This window comes from Mesorhizobium sp. WSM3860, assembly GCF_002294995.1.
In the GTDB taxonomy this organism is placed as follows: domain Bacteria; phylum Pseudomonadota; class Alphaproteobacteria; order Rhizobiales; family Rhizobiaceae; genus Mesorhizobium.
On the sequence record NZ_NSGF01000001.1, the window covers coordinates 635,835 to 652,893 of the forward strand.

The window sequence follows — 17,059 nt, forward strand, 5'->3', positions numbered from 1 at the left end:
CCCCATCCAGTCCGCATCGATCTCGCGATACGGCGTCCGGCCGGCAACGGACAACAAAAAACCGGCCTGCCTTCGCAAAGCCGGTTACAGGTTGCAAACGGCCCTTTAGCGAATTGTTTAACGTGGCTGCAAGCCGACCGGCCAAATCACCACGGGAGATCCGGCTGTTCTTCTAGGGCCAGCGCAGCGCTTCGTCAACGGTCTGCCTACTGGCGCGAGCGCACCGGCACTCGACATTCGGGGCCACGGCCTGTATTTCCGCTGCGGCCTCGAACCAGGGCCTCTCGACGGATTTGTGACATGAAGCAGGATCAGCCACGTCCGACGCCCCGCGCGGGCATCATGGACATCGAGGCCTATGTGCCGGGTAAAAGCACCGCGCCGGCCGGCGTAACGAAGGTCCATAAGCTGTCATCCAATGAGAATCCGCTCGGGCCCTCGCCGAAAGCGATCGAGGCCGCCCGGGAGGTGGCGGCGAAGCTCGACGTCTATCCCGACGGCTCCGCCCGCCGGTTGCGCGAGGCGATCGCCGAGGTGTACGGCCTAAATCCGGCAAACATCATCTGCTCCAATGGCTCAGACGAGATCCTGGGCCTCTTGGCGCAGACCTATCTGGCGCCCGGAGACGAGGCCGTGTTCACCGAACACGCCTTCATGGTCTACAAGATCTACATCCAAGCCGCCGGCGCCAAGCCGGTGGCGGTCAACGAGACCGACGAGCGCGCCGATATCGACGCGATCCTCGCCGCGGTGACGCCGGCGACGCGGATCGTGTTCCTCGCCAACCCCAACAATCCGACCGGCACTTACGTGCCGTTCCAGGAGGTGCGCCGGCTGCATGCCGGACTGCCCCAGAGCGTGCTCCTGGTGCTCGACGCGGCCTATGCCGAATATGTGCGGCGCAACGACTATGAAGCCGGCATCGAGCTGGCCGGGAGCTCCGAGAACGTGGTCATGACCCGCACCTTCTCCAAGCTCGGCCTCGGCGGCGCACGCATCGGCTGGATGTACGGACCGGCGCATATCGTCGATGCGATCAACCGGGTGCGCGGCCCCTTCAACGTCAATGCTACCGCGATCGAGGCCGGCATCGCGGCCATCCGGGACCGCGCCCATATCGAGCGCAGCGTGGCGCATAACGAGAAGTGGCTTGCCTGGGTCAGCGAGGAACTGACCGGGCTCGGGCTGCGGGTGACGCCCAGCGTCGGCAATTTCGTGCTGATCCATTTTCCCGACGAAAAAAAGCATGCGGCAGCGGTCGCGGACGACTATCTCAGCGCGCGCGGCTACATCCTGCGGCGCGTCACCGGCTACGGCTTTCCCAACGCGCTGCGCATGAGCATCGGCACCGAGGAGGCCAATCGCGGCGTCGTCGATGCGCTCAAGACATTCCTGAAAAGCTGAAGCATCATGACAGCACCGATGTTCGAAAGAATAGCGCTGGTCGGCATCGGCCTGATCGGTTCGTCGCTCGCCCGCGTTATCCGCCGTGAAGGCCTGGCGCGCCATATCTCTATCGCGACGCGCAGCCAATCGACGCTCAAGCGGGCCGAGGAACTCGGTCTCGGCGATTCCTACACGGCCGAGGCCAAGGAGGCGGTGCGCGACGCGGAACTGGTCATCGTCTCGGTTCCGGTCGGCTCGTCCGGCGAGGTCGCGGCCGAGATCGCGCCGGCGCTGAAGAAAGGCGCGATCCTCACCGATGTCGGCTCGACCAAAGCTTCGGTGATCGCGCAAATGCAGCCGCATGTGCCCGACGGTGTGCATTTCATCCCCGGCCACCCGCTGGCGGGCACGGAGAAGTCCGGGCCGGATGCCGGCTTCGCCGATCTCTTCGACAACCGCTGGTGCATCTTCACGCCGCTGCCGGGCACGGATCCGGAGGCGCTGGAAAAGCTCTCCGAATTCTGGCGGCGCTGCGGCTCCAACATCGATACGATGGACCCGCAGCATCACGACATGACCTTGGCCATCGTCTCGCATCTGCCGCATATCATCGCCTACAACATCGTCGGCACCGCCGACGACCTGGAATCGGTGACCAAGACGGAAGTCATTAAATATTCCGCTTCCGGTTTTCGCGACTTTACCCGACTGGCCGCTTCCGACCCGACCATGTGGCGGGACGTGTGCCTGCACAACAAGGATGCGATCCTGGAAATGCTGGCGCGCTTCTCTGAGGATCTGGCCTCGTTGCAGCGGGCGATCCGCTGGGGCGACGGCGAAAAGCTGTTCGACCTCTTCACGCGCACGCGCGCCATCCGCCGCTCGATCATCGAGGCCGGCCAGGATATCGATGTGCCGGATTTCGGCCGTCAGGCCGTAGAGCACCCGGGGGCCAAGCCCTAGAGCCGGATGATTTCAGGTCGAATCGGCCTGAAATCTGAATCCGGCTCTAAATCAAAAAGATAGAGCATGATGTCGTCCGAAAACCGCTTCACACTTTTCGGCATCATGCTCTAGGCCTTTTGCTCGATCTGTTCCGATGGAGGCCAGTGCGCCGCCATCATAGCCATTGTCTCGGCTCTGTCCGGAGCGCCGAGCCGGCCGCCGAAGCGCAGGCATTTAAGCGCGGCGGCGGCGCTGGCAAAGCGCAGCGCCAGCTCGGGCGGCATGGCTTCGGCAAGGCCGACGGCGAAGGCGCCGTGGAAGACGTCGCCGGCGGCGAGCGTGTCGATCGCCTTGACCTTCGGCGCCTCGACATGGCGGACGCGGCCGGCTCCCCGATCATGCCACCAGGTTCCGGCAGCGCCGCCCGTCACCGCGACGAAGGCGTCAGTGCGCGAGGCGAGATCGGCGCATGCGCTTTCCGGATCGAGCGCATGGCCGCAGACGATCCGCGCCGCCGGCTCCGAGGCGACGATGTGCGAGGCCAGCGGCAAGAGCCGCTCCAGCACTTCGACCGGCGCGGTGTCGGCGTCGAGGATCGCCGGACGGCCGGCGTCCCGCGCGGCCGCCAAGGCAAGCGCGGCGGCGCCCGGCCAGCGCACGTCCACCAGCACGGCGTCGAAGGCGGAAAGATCGGCAAGCGGCAGCGTGTCGGGATCGGCTTGCGCCCTGCTGTCATAGAACGGCACGATGATGCGCTCGCCATGGGCATCCACCAGGATCGCGGCCAGTGCCGAGCGCGCGCCGGCGACGCGGCGGACCAGGCTGCAGTCGACGCCTTCCGCCTCGATCTCGGCGATCAGCCGGTCGCCGACCGCATCGTCTCCCGCGCTCGCCCAGAGCGACACGTTGGCGCCGAGGCGATGCGCGGCGCAGGCCGCACTCGTCGCCATGCCGGAGGCGATCTGGACACCGTCGCTGGCGATGAACTTGCCCTGATGCGCGGGAAGCGTCTCGACACGCAGGATCGTGTCGAGGGTGAACGCGCCGACGCTGAGCAGTTTGATCGGTCCGGCCATCGCAGTCTCAGTCGACCGGCTTGATCTTGCCGAGCGGGATGAAGCCAAGCGAAGCCTTGCCCTTCACGATCTTGAGCGGCATGGACGGTTCGTTGCCGAGCATGGCAATGCCGGCAAAACCCTGCTCGATCTCGCTCTTGTGCTCGGGAATCGCCCCGGCGAGGATGGCCGCTACGGCCTTGGGGTCCTTTAGCTTGATCGACAGATTTGCATCGATCAGGCCGTCGGCGTCGATCGAGATCGGCCCGGACACAGTCACGCGCGCCGCTCCCGATGACACGTCGAGCCTGGCGATGTCGACCGACTGGCCGCGCAGGCTTTTCGGCGGCGCCTTGATCAGCGCGACGCCGTTCTTCACTGTCGCTTCGCCGGCGCCGTCGAGTTCCGGCAGCACGCGTCCGCCGATCGCGTCGGCGTCGATCTTCAGATCGCCAAAGCTGCCGGTATAGACGAGGTCCTGGCCGTTCGGCTGCAGCTGGCCGGCCGCCTGGCCGGCGCTGAACAGCTGCACGGGATCGGTATCGTCGGCCGGATCGGTCTGTCCGGACAGCCCCTCCGCCTGAAGCGAAAGGCGCCGCGGAAGCGGCCATGATAGCTTAACCGTGGCGTGCAGCTTGTCCCAGTCGAGCCAAAGTGGCGGCATGCCCGGCGCCACGGTCCGCAACGGCCCGCGCAGATTCGCCACGGGCGACAGAGGCTGGGTGATCCGAGCGACGGCGTTAAAGTCGCCGGTCGATGCCGCTACGTTCCTGGCATCGTCCTGATAGGCCAGGCTGTCGCAGGAGACAGCGAAGCTCAGCGGATAGCCGCTGACCGCGAGACTTGCGCAGTCGGCCTTGATGCCTTTGCCTCCGAGTTCGGCCACGGCCCGCTCCGCCTCGCCCTTGACCCGGCCTGCCAGATAGAACCATCCGCCGCTGTATAGCGCGAACAGCACCAGGATGAACGCCGCAAGCCAGAACAGCCGGCGGCGAGGTTTGCGCAATCGCTCGTCACTTGACGTCATGCTGCGGCTCTCGTTAACCCCTCATGCGGCGAACGGGCTGTTGTTCTTACGCACGACAAGCGGGGACTGAAGAAACACCTTACCGGTGCGATGTCGTCACTCGAATGCAATCAGGCTTGGCGATATGGGCGATTTTTGGGTTTTTGGCTATGGGTCGCTGATCTGGCGGCCGGGATTCGCACATGTCGAGACGCGGCGCGCCCGTCTTTACGGCTTTCGCCGGGCGCTCTGCGTCTATTCCTTCGTCCATCGCGGCACGCGTGAGCGGCCGGGCCTGGTGCTCGGCCTCGACCGCGGCGGCTCCTGCATCGGCCTCGCTTATCGTGTCCCCGGCAATTTGCGCGATGAGGTGCTTTCCTATCTGCGCGAGCGCGAGTTGGTGACCAGCGTCTATCTCGAGCGCACCCTCGACGTCCGGCTGGATGGGGCGGGACAAGGCGGAACGGTCGAAGCGGTCGCCTACATCGTCGACCGCGCGCATGAGCAATATGCCGGCGGGCTCGACGCCGGGCATGCGGCAAAAGTCGTGCGCGGCGCCGTGGGCCAATCGGGCAGGAACGAAGACTATGTCTTGAGCACGGTGGAGCATCTGAAGGCGCTCGGCATCCGCGACCACTGGCTGGAAGAGGTGGGGCGCCAGGTCGCGCCTTCGTGAAGATCTGGCCCGATCAAAAAGCAAAACCATGCCTTTGACCTAGGCGAGGCACGACCTAGCTTAGCCGCAATCCATCCTCTGGGCATCCAGGCCCTTCCCAGCATCACGGAGATCAGTCTTGCAGAAACGACGTCTCGGTCGCACCGACCTTTCCATCGCGCCGCTGGTCCTTGGAGGCAACGTCTTCGGCTGGACCGCCGACGAGAAGACCTCTTTCGACCTGCTCGACCGCTTTGCCGAGGCCGGCTTTAATGCCGTCGACACGGCGGACGCCTATTCGCGCTGGGCGCCGGGCAACAAAGGCGGCGAATCCGAAACCATCATCGGCAACTGGATGAAGAGCCGCGGCAACCGGGACAGCATCGTCGTCATCACCAAGGTCGGCTCCGACATGGGACAGGGCAGGCTGGACCTCTCCGCAGCCTATATCGAAAAGGCGGTCGATCAATCGCTCAGGCGGCTGCAGACCGACGTCATCGACCTCTATCTGTCGCACTGGCCGGACCCGGCCACGCCTTATGAAGAAACGCTCGGCGCCTATCAGCGCCTGCTCGAGAAGGGCAAGATCCGGTATCCGGGCTGCTCCAATCTCGATGCGGGGCAATTGCGCGCGGCCCTCAATGTCGCCAGCCTGCGGGGCCTGCCGCGTTACGAGGTTCTGCAGCCCGAATACAATTTGTACGATCGCTCTTCACTGGACGGCCCGCTGCTCGACCTGTGCAAGGCGGAGGATATCGGCGTCATCACCTATTACGGCCTCGCGAAGGGATTTCTCACCGGCAAGTATCGCAGCAAGGCCGATCTCGGCCAAAGCACGCGCGGCGGAGGCGTGGCCGAGTATCTCAACGAGCGCGGCATGCGCATCCTCTCCGCTCTCGATGCCGTGGCCGGGCGCCATTCGGCCAAGCAGGCTGAAGTGGCGCTCGCCTGGATCATGGCGCGGCCGGGTGTAACCGCGCCGATTGCCAGTGCCACGACGCCCGCACAGATGGAAAGCCTGATCCGCGCCGCATCGCTCAAGCTTTCCGCCGACGACATCGCAGCGCTCGATCGCGCCAGCGCTTAAGGCGCGTGTCGATTCAGGCGATGCCGGCCTGACCTGGATCTCAACATGCCTTAATGCAGCAGGTCCAGCGCACGATCGTCCAAGACCTTACCGAAATCTCGCGATAATTCCTGGCCGATCGCGGCAGGAATTGAGGTTCGGCATGGTCGGAGACGTTCTGTCTGAAGCGCAGTCCTGGCAGCAGGTGCTGGTGCTGGTCATGGCGGCGACTGTCGTCATGGGCAGTCCCGGCCCGGCTACGATCAGCGTCACCGCCGTAGGGGCCGCCTTCGGGCTGCGGCCCTCGCTGGGTTATACGTCCGGCGTCGTGCTTGGAACGACCGCCGTGCTCCTGGTTGTGGCCGCCGGCATATTCGGCGTGCTCGCCTCGGTGCCGGGGCTGGCGCCGTTGCTGACGGTCGCTTCGGCCCTCTACATCCTGTATCTCGCCTTCAGGATCGCGACGGCGCCGCCGCTTGCCGCAGGTGGAAATGCGGCGGCGCGTCCCACCTTCTTCGGCGGCTTCATGCTCGCCGTCGCCAATCCGAAGGCCTATGTGGCGATCGGCGCGGTATTCGCGGGAGCTTCATCCACGGTCGACGGGCTCGGGCTTTCGACCAAGCTTTTGGTGCTCGCAGCGATGATCGTCGCCATTCATGTGCTCTGGCTTCTCGCTGGAACCGTTTTCGCGAGGCTGCTGCGCGATCCATTGGCGTCGCGGATCATCAATCTCGTCTTCGCGGCGGCGCTGGTGCTGACCACTGCCCTGGCCGCGCTGCCGTAAGGGGAGCTCAGGCCTTCGCTGCAGCGCCGAGCTCAGCAAGCCGCTTCACCGCGGTCGGCGGCAAGGGTGGCGGGTTCGGCGCGCGCGAGGCGTCGACCAGCAACTCGTCGCAGGCGGCTTCGGTCTCGCCGATCAGCCGCTGTATGAACTCCTCCTTGTCGAGCCCCGGAGGAATCGGCGGCAGGAAGCGGGCCTTGATGGTGCCGGGATAACGCATGAACTTGCGGCGCGGCCAGTAGAGGCCGGCGACATGGGCGACCGGCACCACGGGAACACCAAGCTGGGTATAGAGCTCGACGATGCCATATTTGTAGGACGGCTCGGCGCCCGGCGGGCGGCGGGTGCCTTCCGGGTAGATGATGAGTTGTCGGGGATTGCGCGCCATCTCCTGCCTGGTCGCGGCTACGACCGCTTTCAGCGCCTTGGAGCGGCTGCCGCGGTCGACCGGGATCATGCGCATCTTCATGATGTACCAGCCGAAGAAGGGGATCCAGGTCAGCTCCCGCTTCAGGATATACAAGGCGTCGTCGAGATAAGGGAAAAACGCGATCGCGTCCCAGAAGGACTGATGCTTAGGCGCCAGAATGAAGGACCCTTCAGGCAGGTTCTCGGCGCCTGTGATTTCGCTCCTTGTGCCGGCGATCTTGTCGTAAAGCCACATCGAGGTGCGCGACCAGAATTTCGGCACAAACCAGGCGTGGTGGCGCGGCGACAGGAAATAGAAGGGCGTCCAGAAGATCATCTGGACGACCAGGCTGAGATAGAAGGCAAGGTTGAACGCCAGCGAGCGGATAATGAGCATGCGGGAAAGGGCCCGGTGTGGAAGTGAGCGTTGGTTACACCAAGCGCGGGCAAAAAGGAAACGGCGCGACGGTCGAGCCGCATCATAGCGAGCGCGCCAGCCGCTGCTTCAGGCGGGGCGCGGCGAAATCGAGGAAGGCGCGCAGCTTCACCGGCAGCAGGCCCTGACCGGCATGCACCAAGCTGACCGGCCATGGCGGTGGCTCGAATGGCTCGAGCACGACATGAAGCGCGCCCGCGCGCACCGCGGCGTCCGCCTGATAGGAGAGCACCCTCGTCAGGCCGAGGCCGGCGATCGCCGCATCGATTGCTGCCTCGGCGGTGTTGACCTGCAGCCGCGAGCGGACCGGAACCACGGTTTCGCTCTTGCCCGTGCCGAAGCTCCACGTCGCAGGAGAGGCAAGCCCTTCGAAGGTGATGCAGTTGTGGCCTGAAAGGCCGCGAAGTTCGAACGGCGTGCCATGCTTCGCAAGATAGGCCGGGCTAGCGCAGACGATGCGGCGGATTTGGCCAACGCGCGCCGCGACCATGGCCGAATCCGGCAGCTCGCCGATGCGCACGGCCACATCGATATGCTCCTCGACGAGTTGCGTGATCCGATCGGACAGCGTCAGGCGGATGTCGACGTCGGGATAGGCGGCCAGAAAATCGGTGACGATCGGCAGCACATGCAAGCGACCGAAGACGACCGGCGCAGTGATTACCAGCTCGCCGGTCGGGCTCAAGTATTCGCCAGCGGCGGCGCGCTCGGCTTCGCCCACCTCATCGAGGATACGGCGGCAGGCGGCGAGATAAGAACGACCAGCGTCTGTCAGGGTAAGGCGCCGCGTCGAGCGGTTGAGCAGACGCGTCTTGAGGTGCCTCTCCAGTTCGGAGAGCTTGCGGCTGACGGTGGCGAGCGGCACGCCGGCGCGCCGCGCAACGGCGGAAAGGCTGCCGGTCTCCACCGTGGCTACGAACAAGGACATGGCGTCGAGGCGATCCATTTATTCTTCCGAAATGTGGAAGGATAGATTGCAAATATGCCTTCTACCTCCGGATTTCGGAAGGGGCTAAAATGTCGTTCCACTGTGGCAGAGGACCTCCGCATGGACGCCTTCACCAGCGATGTCGCCTTTACCCCTACGGTCAAGGCCATCCAGTCCCGCAAGGGCTCGCGCGACTCTTACGCTCGTGTCGAGGAGCGCGGCGGCTGGCGGGCAACGATCACGCCCGACCTCGCCGCCTTCATCGAGGCGCAGCCCAGCGTGTTCCTGGCGACGGCCAATGGCGCAGGTCAGCCCTATATCCAGCATCGCGGCGGCCCCGCCGGCTTCCTCAGGGTGCTGGACGAGCATACGATCGGCTTTGCCGATTTCTCGGGGAACCGGCAGTTCATCACCCAGGGCAATCTTCAAGACAATCGCAAGGCCTTCCTGTTCCTGATTGACTACATGCTTCGGCAGCGCATCAAGATCTGGGGCACGGCGCGCGTCGTCGAAGATAATGCGGAACTGACGGCGAGACTGGTGCCGGCCAACTACAAGGCGCGGCCGGAGCAGGCGATCCTGTTCAGCGTGACGGCCTGGGATGCAAATTGCCCCCAGCACATCCCGCAGCGCTTCGAGGCGGCGGATGTGGCCGCGGCGCTTGCCGAGCGGGATAGGCGCATTGCTGGTCTGGAACAGGAGATCGCACGCCAGCGCAACAGCGCGTCTGGCGAAGCTTAGTTCTTGCTCACCGTAGAGGCTTCGGCGAGCGTGACGCCCTCGGCGGTCGGGCGAAGCGGAACGATGCCGCGCGCCAGCGCCAACACATATTTGCTGTATTCGGTGAGCAGCACGCGCAGCGCTTCCGGCTTGGTCAGCCAGCTGCCATTGCCGAGCTTGGTGTTGACCACCGGATAGGGCTCAAGCCGCGCGCCATGCAGCAGCCGGCCCATCTCGAGCAGGCTGCGTGGCATGTGGTAGTTGTTGGTGACGACGATGATGCTGCCATAGGCGTGGCTTTCCACCCATTTGGCGCTCTCCTCGGCATTGCCGATCGTGTCGAGCGCGGCGCGGTCGATGTCGACGCAGCAGGAGAACAGCTGTTTGTCGCCGCCCATTGCCGCTTGCAGTTGGCGGCGGCTGGCCGTGGGGTGAACGCCGCTGATCAAGAGCCGCTCGCCCTTGCCTGATGCCAGCAGTTCCATGGCGGCGTCGAGGCGCGACTGGCCACCGGTGAGCACGATGATTGCGTCGGCCCTGGCCGGATTGACCGGCGTCGTCATGTTGCTGACCTTGCCGGCAAACCACCCGAAGCCGCCGGCGAAAAGCGCCAGCAGCGCAAGCACGAAGAAACCGCAGAGACGAAGCGCAAATCTGAGACGACCGGTCCTTGCAGACGCAGCACCGCGCGCAAGCGCCGCTGGCATCCGTCCAGCCGTTCCGATCGAGTCCCGCGCGTCCATCATCCCCAGGTTAATCCTGAAAACATCCAATGGTTAACTCTGAAACGTCGCCTTTCATAGATAGCACGGCGCACATTGCGTTACGGCAGTTTCCCTTGCGTGATCATGCACTTGTGGAGTCCGGATCGCATCGGAAACCCAAGTTGCCACCTTTTGCATTCGCGCCAGCGTTGGTTTCGCGTCATCATCAGCCCGCCTCCGGCTGCCGGATGTCGATATCGCTGAGATAGGCGACGACCGTGGCATGTGAGGTCGCCGCCGTCAGCGCGCCCATCACCAGCACCATCAGGCCGACACCGAGATAGCCGGCGGAGCCGATCGCGAAATTGCCAAACAGCGCGGTCGCCTGGTCGGCCTCAGGCGTCGCCATGTTGCGCGACGACCACCAGGAAAAGACGATGAAGACCAAAATAGCGACGGCACCTCCGGCGGCGGCGCCTTTCATGCCGGTGACCAGGAAATGCCAGCGGAATTCGCGCGCGATGAAGCGGGCTTCGGCGCCGACGAAATGCAGGACCTCGATGATGTGGCCGTTGCCGGCCATGGCGCCGCGCGTGGCGAACACCACCGTCAGCACCGTCGCCGACAATATCAGCGCCAGCACGGCAAAGCCGATCGTCACCGTCGTATGCGCCATTGCGACCAGCCGGTCGACCCAGGTGCGATGGTCGTCGAGCGCGGCGCTCGGCAGCTTGGGCGTAATCGCGGCGCGCATGGCGGCGAAGTCGGGCGGATTGGCTTCGTCAATGGTGACGACGATGAGGCGCGGCACCGGCAGTTCATCGATGTTGAGGCCGGTGCCCAGCCACGGCTCCAAAAGGCGCGCCGTCGCATCGCGGTCGACGATCTTCGCGCCCTTCACGCCCGAGAACTCGCTGGCGATCTCAGAGGCCTGCGCGAGGGCTGCTTCCATGTCGAGGCCATCGACCGGCTTGATCTGGATCGTCGCCTCGCGCGAGATCTGGTTCTCCCACACCGAGGCGGTGTCGCGCACCAGCGTCACGGCGCCGAAAGTCAGGCAGGACAGGAACGTCATGATGGCGATGACCAGCACCAGCGCCCGGCCGGCGATGTTGTGCGCCGGCACGATCGGCGCCATCTTGCGCTGGACGCGCAGAACGGCAGTCGTCGTCTCGACGGCTTCCTCGTGCAGGTGTTCGGCCGGAAGATCAGTCATAGACGTCCAGCCTTCCGCCGGCGAGAATCATGCGCCGCGCATCGACCTGCTCCATCAGGCCGAGGTCGTGGGTTGCGATCACCACGGCAGTGCCGAGCCGGTTGAGCTCGATGAAGAGCCTCAGCAGCCGGCGCGCCAGCGGCGGATCGACATTGCCGGTCGGCTCGTCGGCAAGCAGGATCTCCGGCTGCTCGATCAGAGCGCGAGCGATCGCAGCACGCTGCTTCTCGCCGCCCGACAGCACCGGCGGCAGCACATGCATGCGGTCGCCGAGGCCAACCCATTTCAGCAGCTCGGTGACGTCGGTGCGATAGCTTGCCTCCTCGCGCCCGCGCACGCGCAACGGCAGCGCCACATTCTCATAGGTGGTCATGTGGTCGAGCAGGCGGAAATCCTGGAACACCACGCCGATGCGGCGCCTGAGCAGCGGCAGCTCGCCGCGCGAGATGCGCGAACGATCCTTGCCGAAAATGGTGATCAGGCCGCGCGTCGGCTTCAGCGACATGAAGAGCAAGCGCAGCAAGGTGGTCTTGCCGGCGCCCGAGGGGCCGCTCAGGAACTGAAAGGAGCGCTCCGGAATGTGCAGGGAAATGTCGCGGAGGATCTCCGGACCCATGCCATAGCGGAGGCCGACATTTTCGAAGCGGATCACGTTCGGCGACCTGAAACCTTAGGCGGCATCCCGCCGGCCTGTTCTCTGCCAAGACCATCGGCCGGCATGGTTAATCGTTGGTTAATTTCTGCGCGTTTTCGACGTTTAACAGCCGTTCCGGTGGGGAAGCGTTAACCATTTGCGTTTACCCAAAAGCAACGAAGATTGCACTGGGGCCGTAATGGCTGAGGATAGAACCGCGCGCCCTGTTTCCGGCGAAATCATGACCGGCACGGCGACAAATGCGGCGCCGGAGCGCGTCATGCTCGACGCGCGCGCCGATATCGTCGATGCCGACTATGTGGTGCTGCCGCGATTCGCCGCTCGCTCGGCACCAATCGGGGCGCCGTTGCCGCCGCAGGCGCCCTCGATGCCCTCCATCGAAGGCATGGGCATGCTGCGCAAACCAGAGGCCGCGCCAGCGCGGCCGGCCTCGCGTGGCGGTCCGGCCTTCTGGACCGCCGGGGTGGGCGCCGTACTCGTGGCTTTCTGGGTGTCGGGCGGACATGCTCTGGTGCGTCAGAGCCCCTTCTGGGCGGCTGCGCAGCCGGCAAGCGCGCTCAGCATTTCCGGTGTAACGTCGCGAATCGATGCGTCGGGGCTGAAGCCCGTCCTGTTCATCGACGGTGAGGCCGCCAATGACGGCGCACGGGCGGAGTCGCTGCCGCCGCTCGAGATCCGCGTCACCGACAATGCCAGCAATGTCGTCCGCTACAGGCTGGGGACATCCAACCGCTCGCTGGCGCCCGGCGAAAGATTCGGCTTTTCCAGCCGGCTCGATGTGCCTAGAAACGGCGTGAAGGCCATATCGGTCACGTTCGCCGGGTAGGTGCATCGATATTTCAGGTGATGCCGGCCTGCAAATAGTGGTTTCCTACGCTTAGGGTGCTCACGTACTCGCTCCGTTCCGGTTCTCGGAATCCACTATTTTGGGCTCGGCCTGAACCTGAATCTCGACACAGCTAACCGTTCCGGCGTTGCAGGTGATTCTGAAGGAAGAAACTATGCCAGTTGTACGCGGCAAGGACATCGAGGTCCTGTTTTCGGCATCGGCGATCGCCCGGCGCAATCTCGAGCTTGCCAAGGACATCGCCGGACGCGACTATCACGACCTGCTTGTGATCTCGATCCTGAAAGGCTCGTTCGTGTTTGCCGCCGATCTCATCCGCGCCATGCACGATGTCGGACTGTCGCCCGAGGTCGAATTCATCTTCATCTCCAGCTACGGCGCCGGCACCACAAGCGGCGAGGTCAAGGTGCTGCGCGACATCGACAACGAGGTCGCCGGCCGCGACGTACTTTTGATCGACGACATCCTCGAATCCGGCAAGACGCTTTCCTTCACCCGCGACCTGATGCTGTCGCGCGGCGCCAGGAGTTGCGCCATCGCCGTGCTGCTCGACAAGCGCATGCGCCGCCAGACCACGCTCAACGCCGATTATGTCGGCTTTGACTGCCCCGATTATTTCGTCGTCGGCTATGGCATGGACGTCGCGCATGCGTTCCGGGAATTGCCGTTTGTCGGGATCGTGAAAGGGGACAAGTAAGGCCGCACCGAAAAGGCCGCACGGGCGTTTCAAATTTTCAGAAAACGTCAACGTTTCGGCGGCATCTATCTCGGCATGGCAAAGCTTTTGATCGTCGAGGACGATGAATCCGTCCGTACCCTCGCTGCCCGCGCGCTGGAGCGTGACGGGCACAGTGTCACCATCGCCGCCGACGGCGCGCAGGGGCTCACGCTGATCCGCCAGCAGCGCGGCAGCTACGATCTCGTGGTGTCGGATATCCGCATGCCGGAGATGGACGGCATCGAGATGGCGACCGCGGCTGCAAAACAGTTTCCGACGATGAAGATCATGCTGATGACCGGCTATGCCGACCAGCGCGAGCGCGCCGAGGAATTGAACGGCATCATCCTCGACGTCGTGCAGAAGCCGTTCACGCTTGCCGAGATACGCGCCCGCGTCGGACGGGCATTAAGCTGCTTCGCCTGACTGTTTAGACAGCATCGCCGGTCGCTGCGATTGCAGGCGCTGCGCTGCGTCGGCGCTCACCATTGAGTGCGACCAGACCGGCGCCGATGATCAGCGTCGCGCCCAGCACCGTCGTTGACCGCGGGACTTCGGCGAAGAACAGGAAGCCCCACAGCGGCGACCAGAGGATGCCCGTATATTCGAATGTGGCGACACGGTTGGCAGGCGCCATCCGGTAGGCTTGCGACAGCAAGATCATGCCGGCGGAGGCGACGAAGCCGCAAGCGGCCATCTTCAGGAAATCCGGCAGCGCCGGCCAGACCCAGGGCCGCACCAGGAAATCGAGGCTCGGGTGGCCCGCATGGGTGATGCCGGCAAGATGAAACATCGCGGCGACCGCTACAGCGCCGGTGAGATAGGCGCCATTCTGGTAGAAGGCCATGACGGTGGAGGATTCGGTCTCGCCGATCCGGCGCGCCATCAGCTGCGAGAAGCCGTAGAGGGATGCCGAGCCAAGCGACAGCAGTGCTGCCCAGTCGAACAATCCGGCGCCCGGCCGCAGCATCACGACCACGCCGACCAGGCCGATCAGCACCGTCGTCAGCGTCCGCCAGGAGACGTGCTCGCCGAGATAGGGCCCTGCAAGCGCCATGATGAAGAGCGGCGCCATGAAATAGAGCGCTATCGCGTCGGCCAGCGACAGGGCGGCAATAGCCAGATAGTAGACGGTGTAGGAGCTGAATTGGATGAAGCCGCGCAGCGTCAGCATGCCCGCTCGTTTCGACAGCAAGGCTATCAGGCCGACATCGGCCTGGACGATAACGATCAGGATCGGCAGCGCCACGAGGGCGCGGATCGCCATCACTTCCGTCACCGGGTAGCTGCCCGAAACCGCCTTCACCAGCGGGTCCTGCAACGAAAAGACGAGAACGCCGAGGCAGAGGCTCACAATGCCAAGCACCATCCGGTTCTGCATGTTCGTTCCAGCGAAAAAGAGCCCGCTACCGTTTCGGGCAGCGGGCACGAGTGAGGACTCTTCGAATTGGTCCGCGGCCGAATCTCACGGCCGCATATCCAATGGGTAGAGCACTATCCTGCGGCGTTTGACATGTTGCAAACGAATTGGAATGATACCAGCAATCAAAATTTCTTATGGCGGCATCCGATGAAGCCCACCCTCGACAGCGACCTCCTGCGCACCTTCGTGGCGGTGGCCGAGACGGGCAATTTCACCAAGGCGGCCGAAAAGGCCGGGCGCACCCAGTCGGCGGTCTCTATGCAGATGAAGAAGCTGGAGGACATGGTAGGCGACGGTCTGTTCGAGCGCGGCTCGCGCGGGGTGGCGCTGACGCGTCGCGGCGGCGAACTCATCGCCAACGCCCGCCGCATCGTCTCGCTGCTCGACGAGACGGCGGCATCGTTGGTGGCGCCGCCGCTCGGCGGACTGGTGCGCATCGGCATTCCAGCCGAATACGGGCGGTCGATCTTATCGCGGGCACTTGGCGAATTCGCCAAACGCCACCCGCGCGTGGAAGTCACGGTGCGCTACGCCCATTCGGACTCGCAGGTGAGGGCGCTTGCGGCCGGCGAACTTGATCTCGCCGTCGTGTTCGAGTGGGAAGGCTCTTCCGGCGGCGAGGTGCTGATGCACGACCCCACGGTATGGGTGACGTCGATGCTGCACCACATGCATGAGGAACGGCCGGTGCCGATCGCGCTTTACAGCCGCACCGGCTGGTGCCGCGACTTCGCGATCAAGTCGCTGCAGCAGCGCGGCCTCGACTACCGCGTCGCCTACACCAGCGACACCAATGGCGGCCTGACGCTGGCGGTCACTTCCGGCCTGGCGATCGCACCGATCTCGCGCAGCAACATCCCGCCCGACTGCCGCGAGCTGACCGCCGCCGACGGCTTCGGTGACATCGATTCCTCGAATGTGGTGCTGCACCGCAATCCGCTGGCGACTGGCGAAGCGATCGACGGCATGGAGAACGCGATCCGCGAGGCTTTCATGCTGACCAGGCAGGCACAGGCAACGGTCAGTCTTTGACTTACGAAAACGGTCGGCTCAATCCGGCGGTCCGCTCTCCATCTGCTTGAGCCAGCGCATGGCATCCTCAAGGCGATCGTCGCCCCAGAACAGCTCGCCGTCGACGACGAAGCTCGGCGAGCCGAAGATGCCGAGCGCCTTCGCCTGCTCCGTCGCGGCCGCGAGGTCGGCCTTGGCGTCATCGCTGTCGGCCCGCCGAAGGACCGGCTCCGCTGTCTGTCCGGCTTTCTCGATGCTCGCCGAAATGTTCGGCTCACTATCCGCTGGCTCACCCATTTCGAACCAGCGCCGGTAGCTTTCGCGAGCATAGGCTTCGCACCAGCCCTCGCGCGCCGCGATGAGAGCCACGCGATTGGCGCGTTCGAGCTCGGCCAGCGGGTAGGGGGCCGGCAGTTTCGGCACCATCCCGTACATCGCCGCTCGGCGCTCGATGTCGCGCCACATATAGGCGGCCTTCGCCGGCTTCTTGGCAAAGGGAATGTTGTCCATCTCGATCATGATGGCGCGCACATTGAAGGGTCGCCAGCGGAACTCGATGCCGGTCTCAGCCGCGACCTCGGCGAGACGCATCACCGAAAGATAGGTGTAGGTGCTGCCGATGGAGAACCAGAAGTCGATCATCGCCATGTCCTCGCGGTGATGACGATACCGGCAGGACGCGCGGCCTGCAATGCGTGAGCCGGGAGCGCCCTGCGGCTGCCCGCTGGCTCAGTCTCTTTCGAAAAAGGTCAGGCGGTTGCCGAACGGATCGCTCACCGTGACCTCCTTCGTCTGCCAAGGCGTCTTCTCAAGGCCCGGCTTGTTGAAGCGGTAGTTCTTGGCCTTGAATTCGCGATGCAGCTCAACGAGGCCGGCCGTTTCGATGCGGACATTCGCACCGGGCGAGCCGTCGCCATGGTGCTCGCTTAAATGCAGCTCGCAGCCGTCGCGGACGATGCCCATGTAGAGCGGCGCGTTTTCGTCAAAGCGATGCTCGAAGCGGACCTCGAAACCGAGGAAGTCGAGGTAGAACTCCCGCGCCTTGACGATATCGAACATGCGCAGGATCGGGGTGACGGTTCCAAGCTTCGGCATGGCG

At 64.4% G+C, this 17,059-nt stretch carries 20 protein-coding genes and 1 riboswitch; of the genes, 10 read left to right on the top strand and 10 right to left on the bottom strand.

The window, feature by feature from the left end; all coding sequences use genetic code 11:
* Positions 1 to 85: 85 nt before the first annotated feature.
* Positions 86 to 163: riboswitch (SAM riboswitch) on the bottom strand.
* Positions 164 to 300: 137 nt separating this feature from the next.
* Both hisC and CK220_RS03325 read left to right on the top strand, forming a co-directional pair.
* Positions 301 to 1,404, top strand: coding sequence for a histidinol-phosphate transaminase (hisC, locus tag CK220_RS03320; protein WP_095810127.1), 1,104 nt, complete (start codon positions 301 to 303; stop codon positions 1,402 to 1,404).
* Positions 1,405 to 1,410: 6 nt separating this feature from the next.
* Positions 1,411 to 2,349, top strand: coding sequence for a prephenate/arogenate dehydrogenase family protein (locus tag CK220_RS03325; protein WP_176478972.1), 939 nt, complete (start codon positions 1,411 to 1,413; stop codon positions 2,347 to 2,349).
* 110 nt (positions 2,350 to 2,459) lie between these two features.
* Here the strand turns inward: CK220_RS03325 and CK220_RS03330 are convergent, their stop codons facing one another.
* Both CK220_RS03330 and CK220_RS03335 read right to left on the bottom strand, forming a co-directional pair.
* On the bottom strand, positions 2,460 to 3,407 hold the full coding sequence (locus CK220_RS03330) for a sugar kinase (protein WP_095810129.1): 948 nt from the start codon (positions 3,405 to 3,407) through the stop codon (positions 2,460 to 2,462).
* Positions 3,408 to 3,414: 7 nt separating this feature from the next.
* Positions 3,415 to 4,413: a DUF2125 domain-containing protein gene (locus tag CK220_RS03335; protein WP_095810130.1), complete on the bottom strand. Its 999-nt coding sequence runs from the start codon at positions 4,411 to 4,413 to the stop codon at positions 3,415 to 3,417.
* Between the two features lie 124 nt (positions 4,414 to 4,537).
* Here CK220_RS03335 and CK220_RS03340 point away from each other — a divergent pair, with 124 nt between their 5' ends.
* The 3 genes from CK220_RS03340 (at position 4,538) to CK220_RS03350 (ending at position 6,897) form a co-directional block, all read left to right on the top strand.
* Positions 4,538 to 5,068: a gamma-glutamylcyclotransferase gene (locus CK220_RS03340; protein ID WP_095810131.1), complete on the top strand. Its 531-nt coding sequence runs from the start codon at positions 4,538 to 4,540 to the stop codon at positions 5,066 to 5,068.
* 118 nt (positions 5,069 to 5,186) lie between these two features.
* Positions 5,187 to 6,134: an aldo/keto reductase gene (locus CK220_RS03345; RefSeq protein WP_095810132.1), complete on the top strand. Its 948-nt coding sequence runs from the start codon at positions 5,187 to 5,189 to the stop codon at positions 6,132 to 6,134.
* 142 nt (positions 6,135 to 6,276) lie between these two features.
* A complete protein-coding gene (locus CK220_RS03350; RefSeq protein ID WP_095810133.1) occupies positions 6,277 to 6,897 on the top strand; it encodes a LysE family translocator in 621 nt (206 codons plus the stop codon).
* Between the two features lie 7 nt (positions 6,898 to 6,904).
* Here CK220_RS03350 and CK220_RS03355 read toward each other — a convergent pair whose 3' ends face one another.
* Together CK220_RS03355 and CK220_RS03360 are read right to left on the bottom strand one after the other, a co-directional pair.
* Positions 6,905 to 7,699: a 1-acyl-sn-glycerol-3-phosphate acyltransferase gene (locus tag CK220_RS03355; RefSeq protein ID WP_095810134.1), complete on the bottom strand. Its 795-nt coding sequence runs from the start codon at positions 7,697 to 7,699 to the stop codon at positions 6,905 to 6,907.
* 82 nt (positions 7,700 to 7,781) lie between these two features.
* The gene (locus CK220_RS03360; protein ID WP_095810135.1) at positions 7,782 to 8,684 is read right to left on the bottom strand and encodes a LysR family transcriptional regulator; all 903 of its coding nucleotides are present in this window, start codon (positions 8,682 to 8,684) and stop codon (positions 7,782 to 7,784) included.
* 102 nt (positions 8,685 to 8,786) lie between these two features.
* Here CK220_RS03360 and CK220_RS03365 point away from each other — a divergent pair, with 102 nt between their 5' ends.
* Positions 8,787 to 9,407, top strand: coding sequence for a pyridoxamine 5'-phosphate oxidase family protein (locus CK220_RS03365; protein WP_095810136.1), 621 nt, complete (start codon positions 8,787 to 8,789; stop codon positions 9,405 to 9,407).
* On the opposite strand, the gene CK220_RS03370 is transcribed toward CK220_RS03365, so the two are convergent.
* From CK220_RS03370 to ftsE, 3 genes are all read right to left on the bottom strand, one after another.
* The gene (locus tag CK220_RS03370; RefSeq protein ID WP_245428937.1) at positions 9,404 to 10,093 is read right to left on the bottom strand and encodes a YdcF family protein; all 690 of its coding nucleotides are present in this window, start codon (positions 10,091 to 10,093) and stop codon (positions 9,404 to 9,406) included. The genes CK220_RS03365 and CK220_RS03370 overlap by 4 nt on opposite strands.
* A gap of 223 nt (positions 10,094 to 10,316) precedes the next feature.
* A complete protein-coding gene (locus CK220_RS03375) occupies positions 10,317 to 11,306 on the bottom strand; it encodes an ABC transporter permease (protein ID WP_095810138.1) in 990 nt (329 codons plus the stop codon).
* Positions 11,299 to 11,958: a cell division ATP-binding protein FtsE gene (gene ftsE, locus CK220_RS03380; protein ID WP_027167480.1), complete on the bottom strand. Its 660-nt coding sequence runs from the start codon at positions 11,956 to 11,958 to the stop codon at positions 11,299 to 11,301. The genes CK220_RS03375 and ftsE overlap by 8 nt, the downstream gene beginning before the upstream one ends.
* A gap of 181 nt (positions 11,959 to 12,139) precedes the next feature.
* Between ftsE and CK220_RS03385 the strand changes: the two genes are divergently transcribed.
* The 3 genes from CK220_RS03385 (at position 12,140) to CK220_RS03395 (ending at position 13,952) form a co-directional block, all read left to right on the top strand.
* Complete coding sequence (locus CK220_RS03385) at positions 12,140 to 12,787, top strand: hypothetical protein (RefSeq protein ID WP_095810139.1); 648 nt, start codon at positions 12,140 to 12,142, stop codon at positions 12,785 to 12,787.
* Between the two features lie 175 nt (positions 12,788 to 12,962).
* On the top strand, positions 12,963 to 13,505 hold the full coding sequence (hpt, locus tag CK220_RS03390) for a hypoxanthine phosphoribosyltransferase (RefSeq protein ID WP_095810293.1): 543 nt from the start codon (positions 12,963 to 12,965) through the stop codon (positions 13,503 to 13,505).
* Positions 13,506 to 13,580: 75 nt separating this feature from the next.
* Positions 13,581 to 13,952 (top strand): response regulator, encoded by a 372-nt coding sequence (locus CK220_RS03395; RefSeq protein WP_095810140.1) that lies wholly within the window; start codon positions 13,581 to 13,583, stop codon positions 13,950 to 13,952.
* Positions 13,953 to 13,956: 4 nt separating this feature from the next.
* On the opposite strand, the gene CK220_RS03400 is transcribed toward CK220_RS03395, so the two are convergent.
* On the bottom strand, positions 13,957 to 14,907 hold the full coding sequence (locus CK220_RS03400) for a DMT family transporter (protein WP_095810141.1): 951 nt from the start codon (positions 14,905 to 14,907) through the stop codon (positions 13,957 to 13,959).
* A gap of 189 nt (positions 14,908 to 15,096) precedes the next feature.
* On the opposite strand from CK220_RS03400, the gene CK220_RS03405 reads away from it, so the two are divergent.
* Positions 15,097 to 15,981 (top strand): LysR substrate-binding domain-containing protein, encoded by an 885-nt coding sequence (locus CK220_RS03405; RefSeq protein ID WP_095810142.1) that lies wholly within the window; start codon positions 15,097 to 15,099, stop codon positions 15,979 to 15,981.
* An 18-nt stretch (positions 15,982 to 15,999) separates the two neighbouring features.
* Here CK220_RS03405 and CK220_RS03410 read toward each other — a convergent pair whose 3' ends face one another.
* Together CK220_RS03410 and CK220_RS03415 are read right to left on the bottom strand one after the other, a co-directional pair.
* Positions 16,000 to 16,602, bottom strand: a complete 603-nt coding sequence (locus CK220_RS03410; RefSeq protein WP_245428939.1) for a DsbA family protein — start codon at positions 16,600 to 16,602, stop codon at positions 16,000 to 16,002.
* An 87-nt stretch (positions 16,603 to 16,689) separates the two neighbouring features.
* Positions 16,690 to 17,055 (bottom strand): glyoxalase superfamily protein, encoded by a 366-nt coding sequence (locus CK220_RS03415; RefSeq protein ID WP_095810144.1) that lies wholly within the window; start codon positions 17,053 to 17,055, stop codon positions 16,690 to 16,692.
* Positions 17,056 to 17,059 lie beyond the last annotated feature (4 nt).

What these genes read in the sequence shown, in the direction of transcription:
- CK220_RS03415 (WP_095810144.1), bottom strand. Translation starts at nt 17,055, where the DNA reads ATGCCGAAGCTTGGAACCGTCACCCCGATCCTGCGCATGTTCGATATC.
- CK220_RS03360 (WP_095810135.1), bottom strand. Translation starts at nt 8,684, where the DNA reads ATGGATCGCCTCGACGCCATGTCCTTGTTCGTAGCCACGGTGGAGACC.
- CK220_RS03395 (WP_095810140.1), top strand. Translation starts at nt 13,581, where the DNA reads ATGGCAAAGCTTTTGATCGTCGAGGACGATGAATCCGTCCGTACCCTC.
- CK220_RS03400 (WP_095810141.1), bottom strand. Translation starts at nt 14,907, where the DNA reads ATGCAGAACCGGATGGTGCTTGGCATTGTGAGCCTCTGCCTCGGCGTT.
- CK220_RS03340 (WP_095810131.1), top strand. Translation starts at nt 4,538, where the DNA reads ATGGGCGATTTTTGGGTTTTTGGCTATGGGTCGCTGATCTGGCGGCCG.
- CK220_RS03375 (WP_095810138.1), bottom strand. Translation starts at nt 11,306, where the DNA reads ATGACTGATCTTCCGGCCGAACACCTGCACGAGGAAGCCGTCGAGACG.
- hisC (WP_095810127.1), top strand. Translation starts at nt 301, where the DNA reads ATGAAGCAGGATCAGCCACGTCCGACGCCCCGCGCGGGCATCATGGAC.
- CK220_RS03350 (WP_095810133.1), top strand. Translation starts at nt 6,277, where the DNA reads ATGGTCGGAGACGTTCTGTCTGAAGCGCAGTCCTGGCAGCAGGTGCTG.
- CK220_RS03325 (WP_176478972.1), top strand. Translation starts at nt 1,411, where the DNA reads ATGACAGCACCGATGTTCGAAAGAATAGCGCTGGTCGGCATCGGCCTG.
- CK220_RS03405 (WP_095810142.1), top strand. Translation starts at nt 15,097, where the DNA reads ATGAAGCCCACCCTCGACAGCGACCTCCTGCGCACCTTCGTGGCGGTG.
- CK220_RS03370 (WP_245428937.1), bottom strand. Translation starts at nt 10,093, where the DNA reads ATGCCAGCGGCGCTTGCGCGCGGTGCTGCGTCTGCAAGGACCGGTCGT.
- CK220_RS03365 (WP_095810136.1), top strand. Translation starts at nt 8,787, where the DNA reads ATGGACGCCTTCACCAGCGATGTCGCCTTTACCCCTACGGTCAAGGCC.
- CK220_RS03410 (WP_245428939.1), bottom strand. Translation starts at nt 16,602, where the DNA reads ATGATCGACTTCTGGTTCTCCATCGGCAGCACCTACACCTATCTTTCG.
- CK220_RS03330 (WP_095810129.1), bottom strand. Translation starts at nt 3,407, where the DNA reads ATGGCCGGACCGATCAAACTGCTCAGCGTCGGCGCGTTCACCCTCGAC.
- CK220_RS03385 (WP_095810139.1), top strand. Translation starts at nt 12,140, where the DNA reads ATGGCTGAGGATAGAACCGCGCGCCCTGTTTCCGGCGAAATCATGACC.
- hpt (WP_095810293.1), top strand. Translation starts at nt 12,963, where the DNA reads ATGCCAGTTGTACGCGGCAAGGACATCGAGGTCCTGTTTTCGGCATCG.
- CK220_RS03335 (WP_095810130.1), bottom strand. Translation starts at nt 4,413, where the DNA reads ATGACGTCAAGTGACGAGCGATTGCGCAAACCTCGCCGCCGGCTGTTC.
- CK220_RS03355 (WP_095810134.1), bottom strand. Translation starts at nt 7,699, where the DNA reads ATGCTCATTATCCGCTCGCTGGCGTTCAACCTTGCCTTCTATCTCAGC.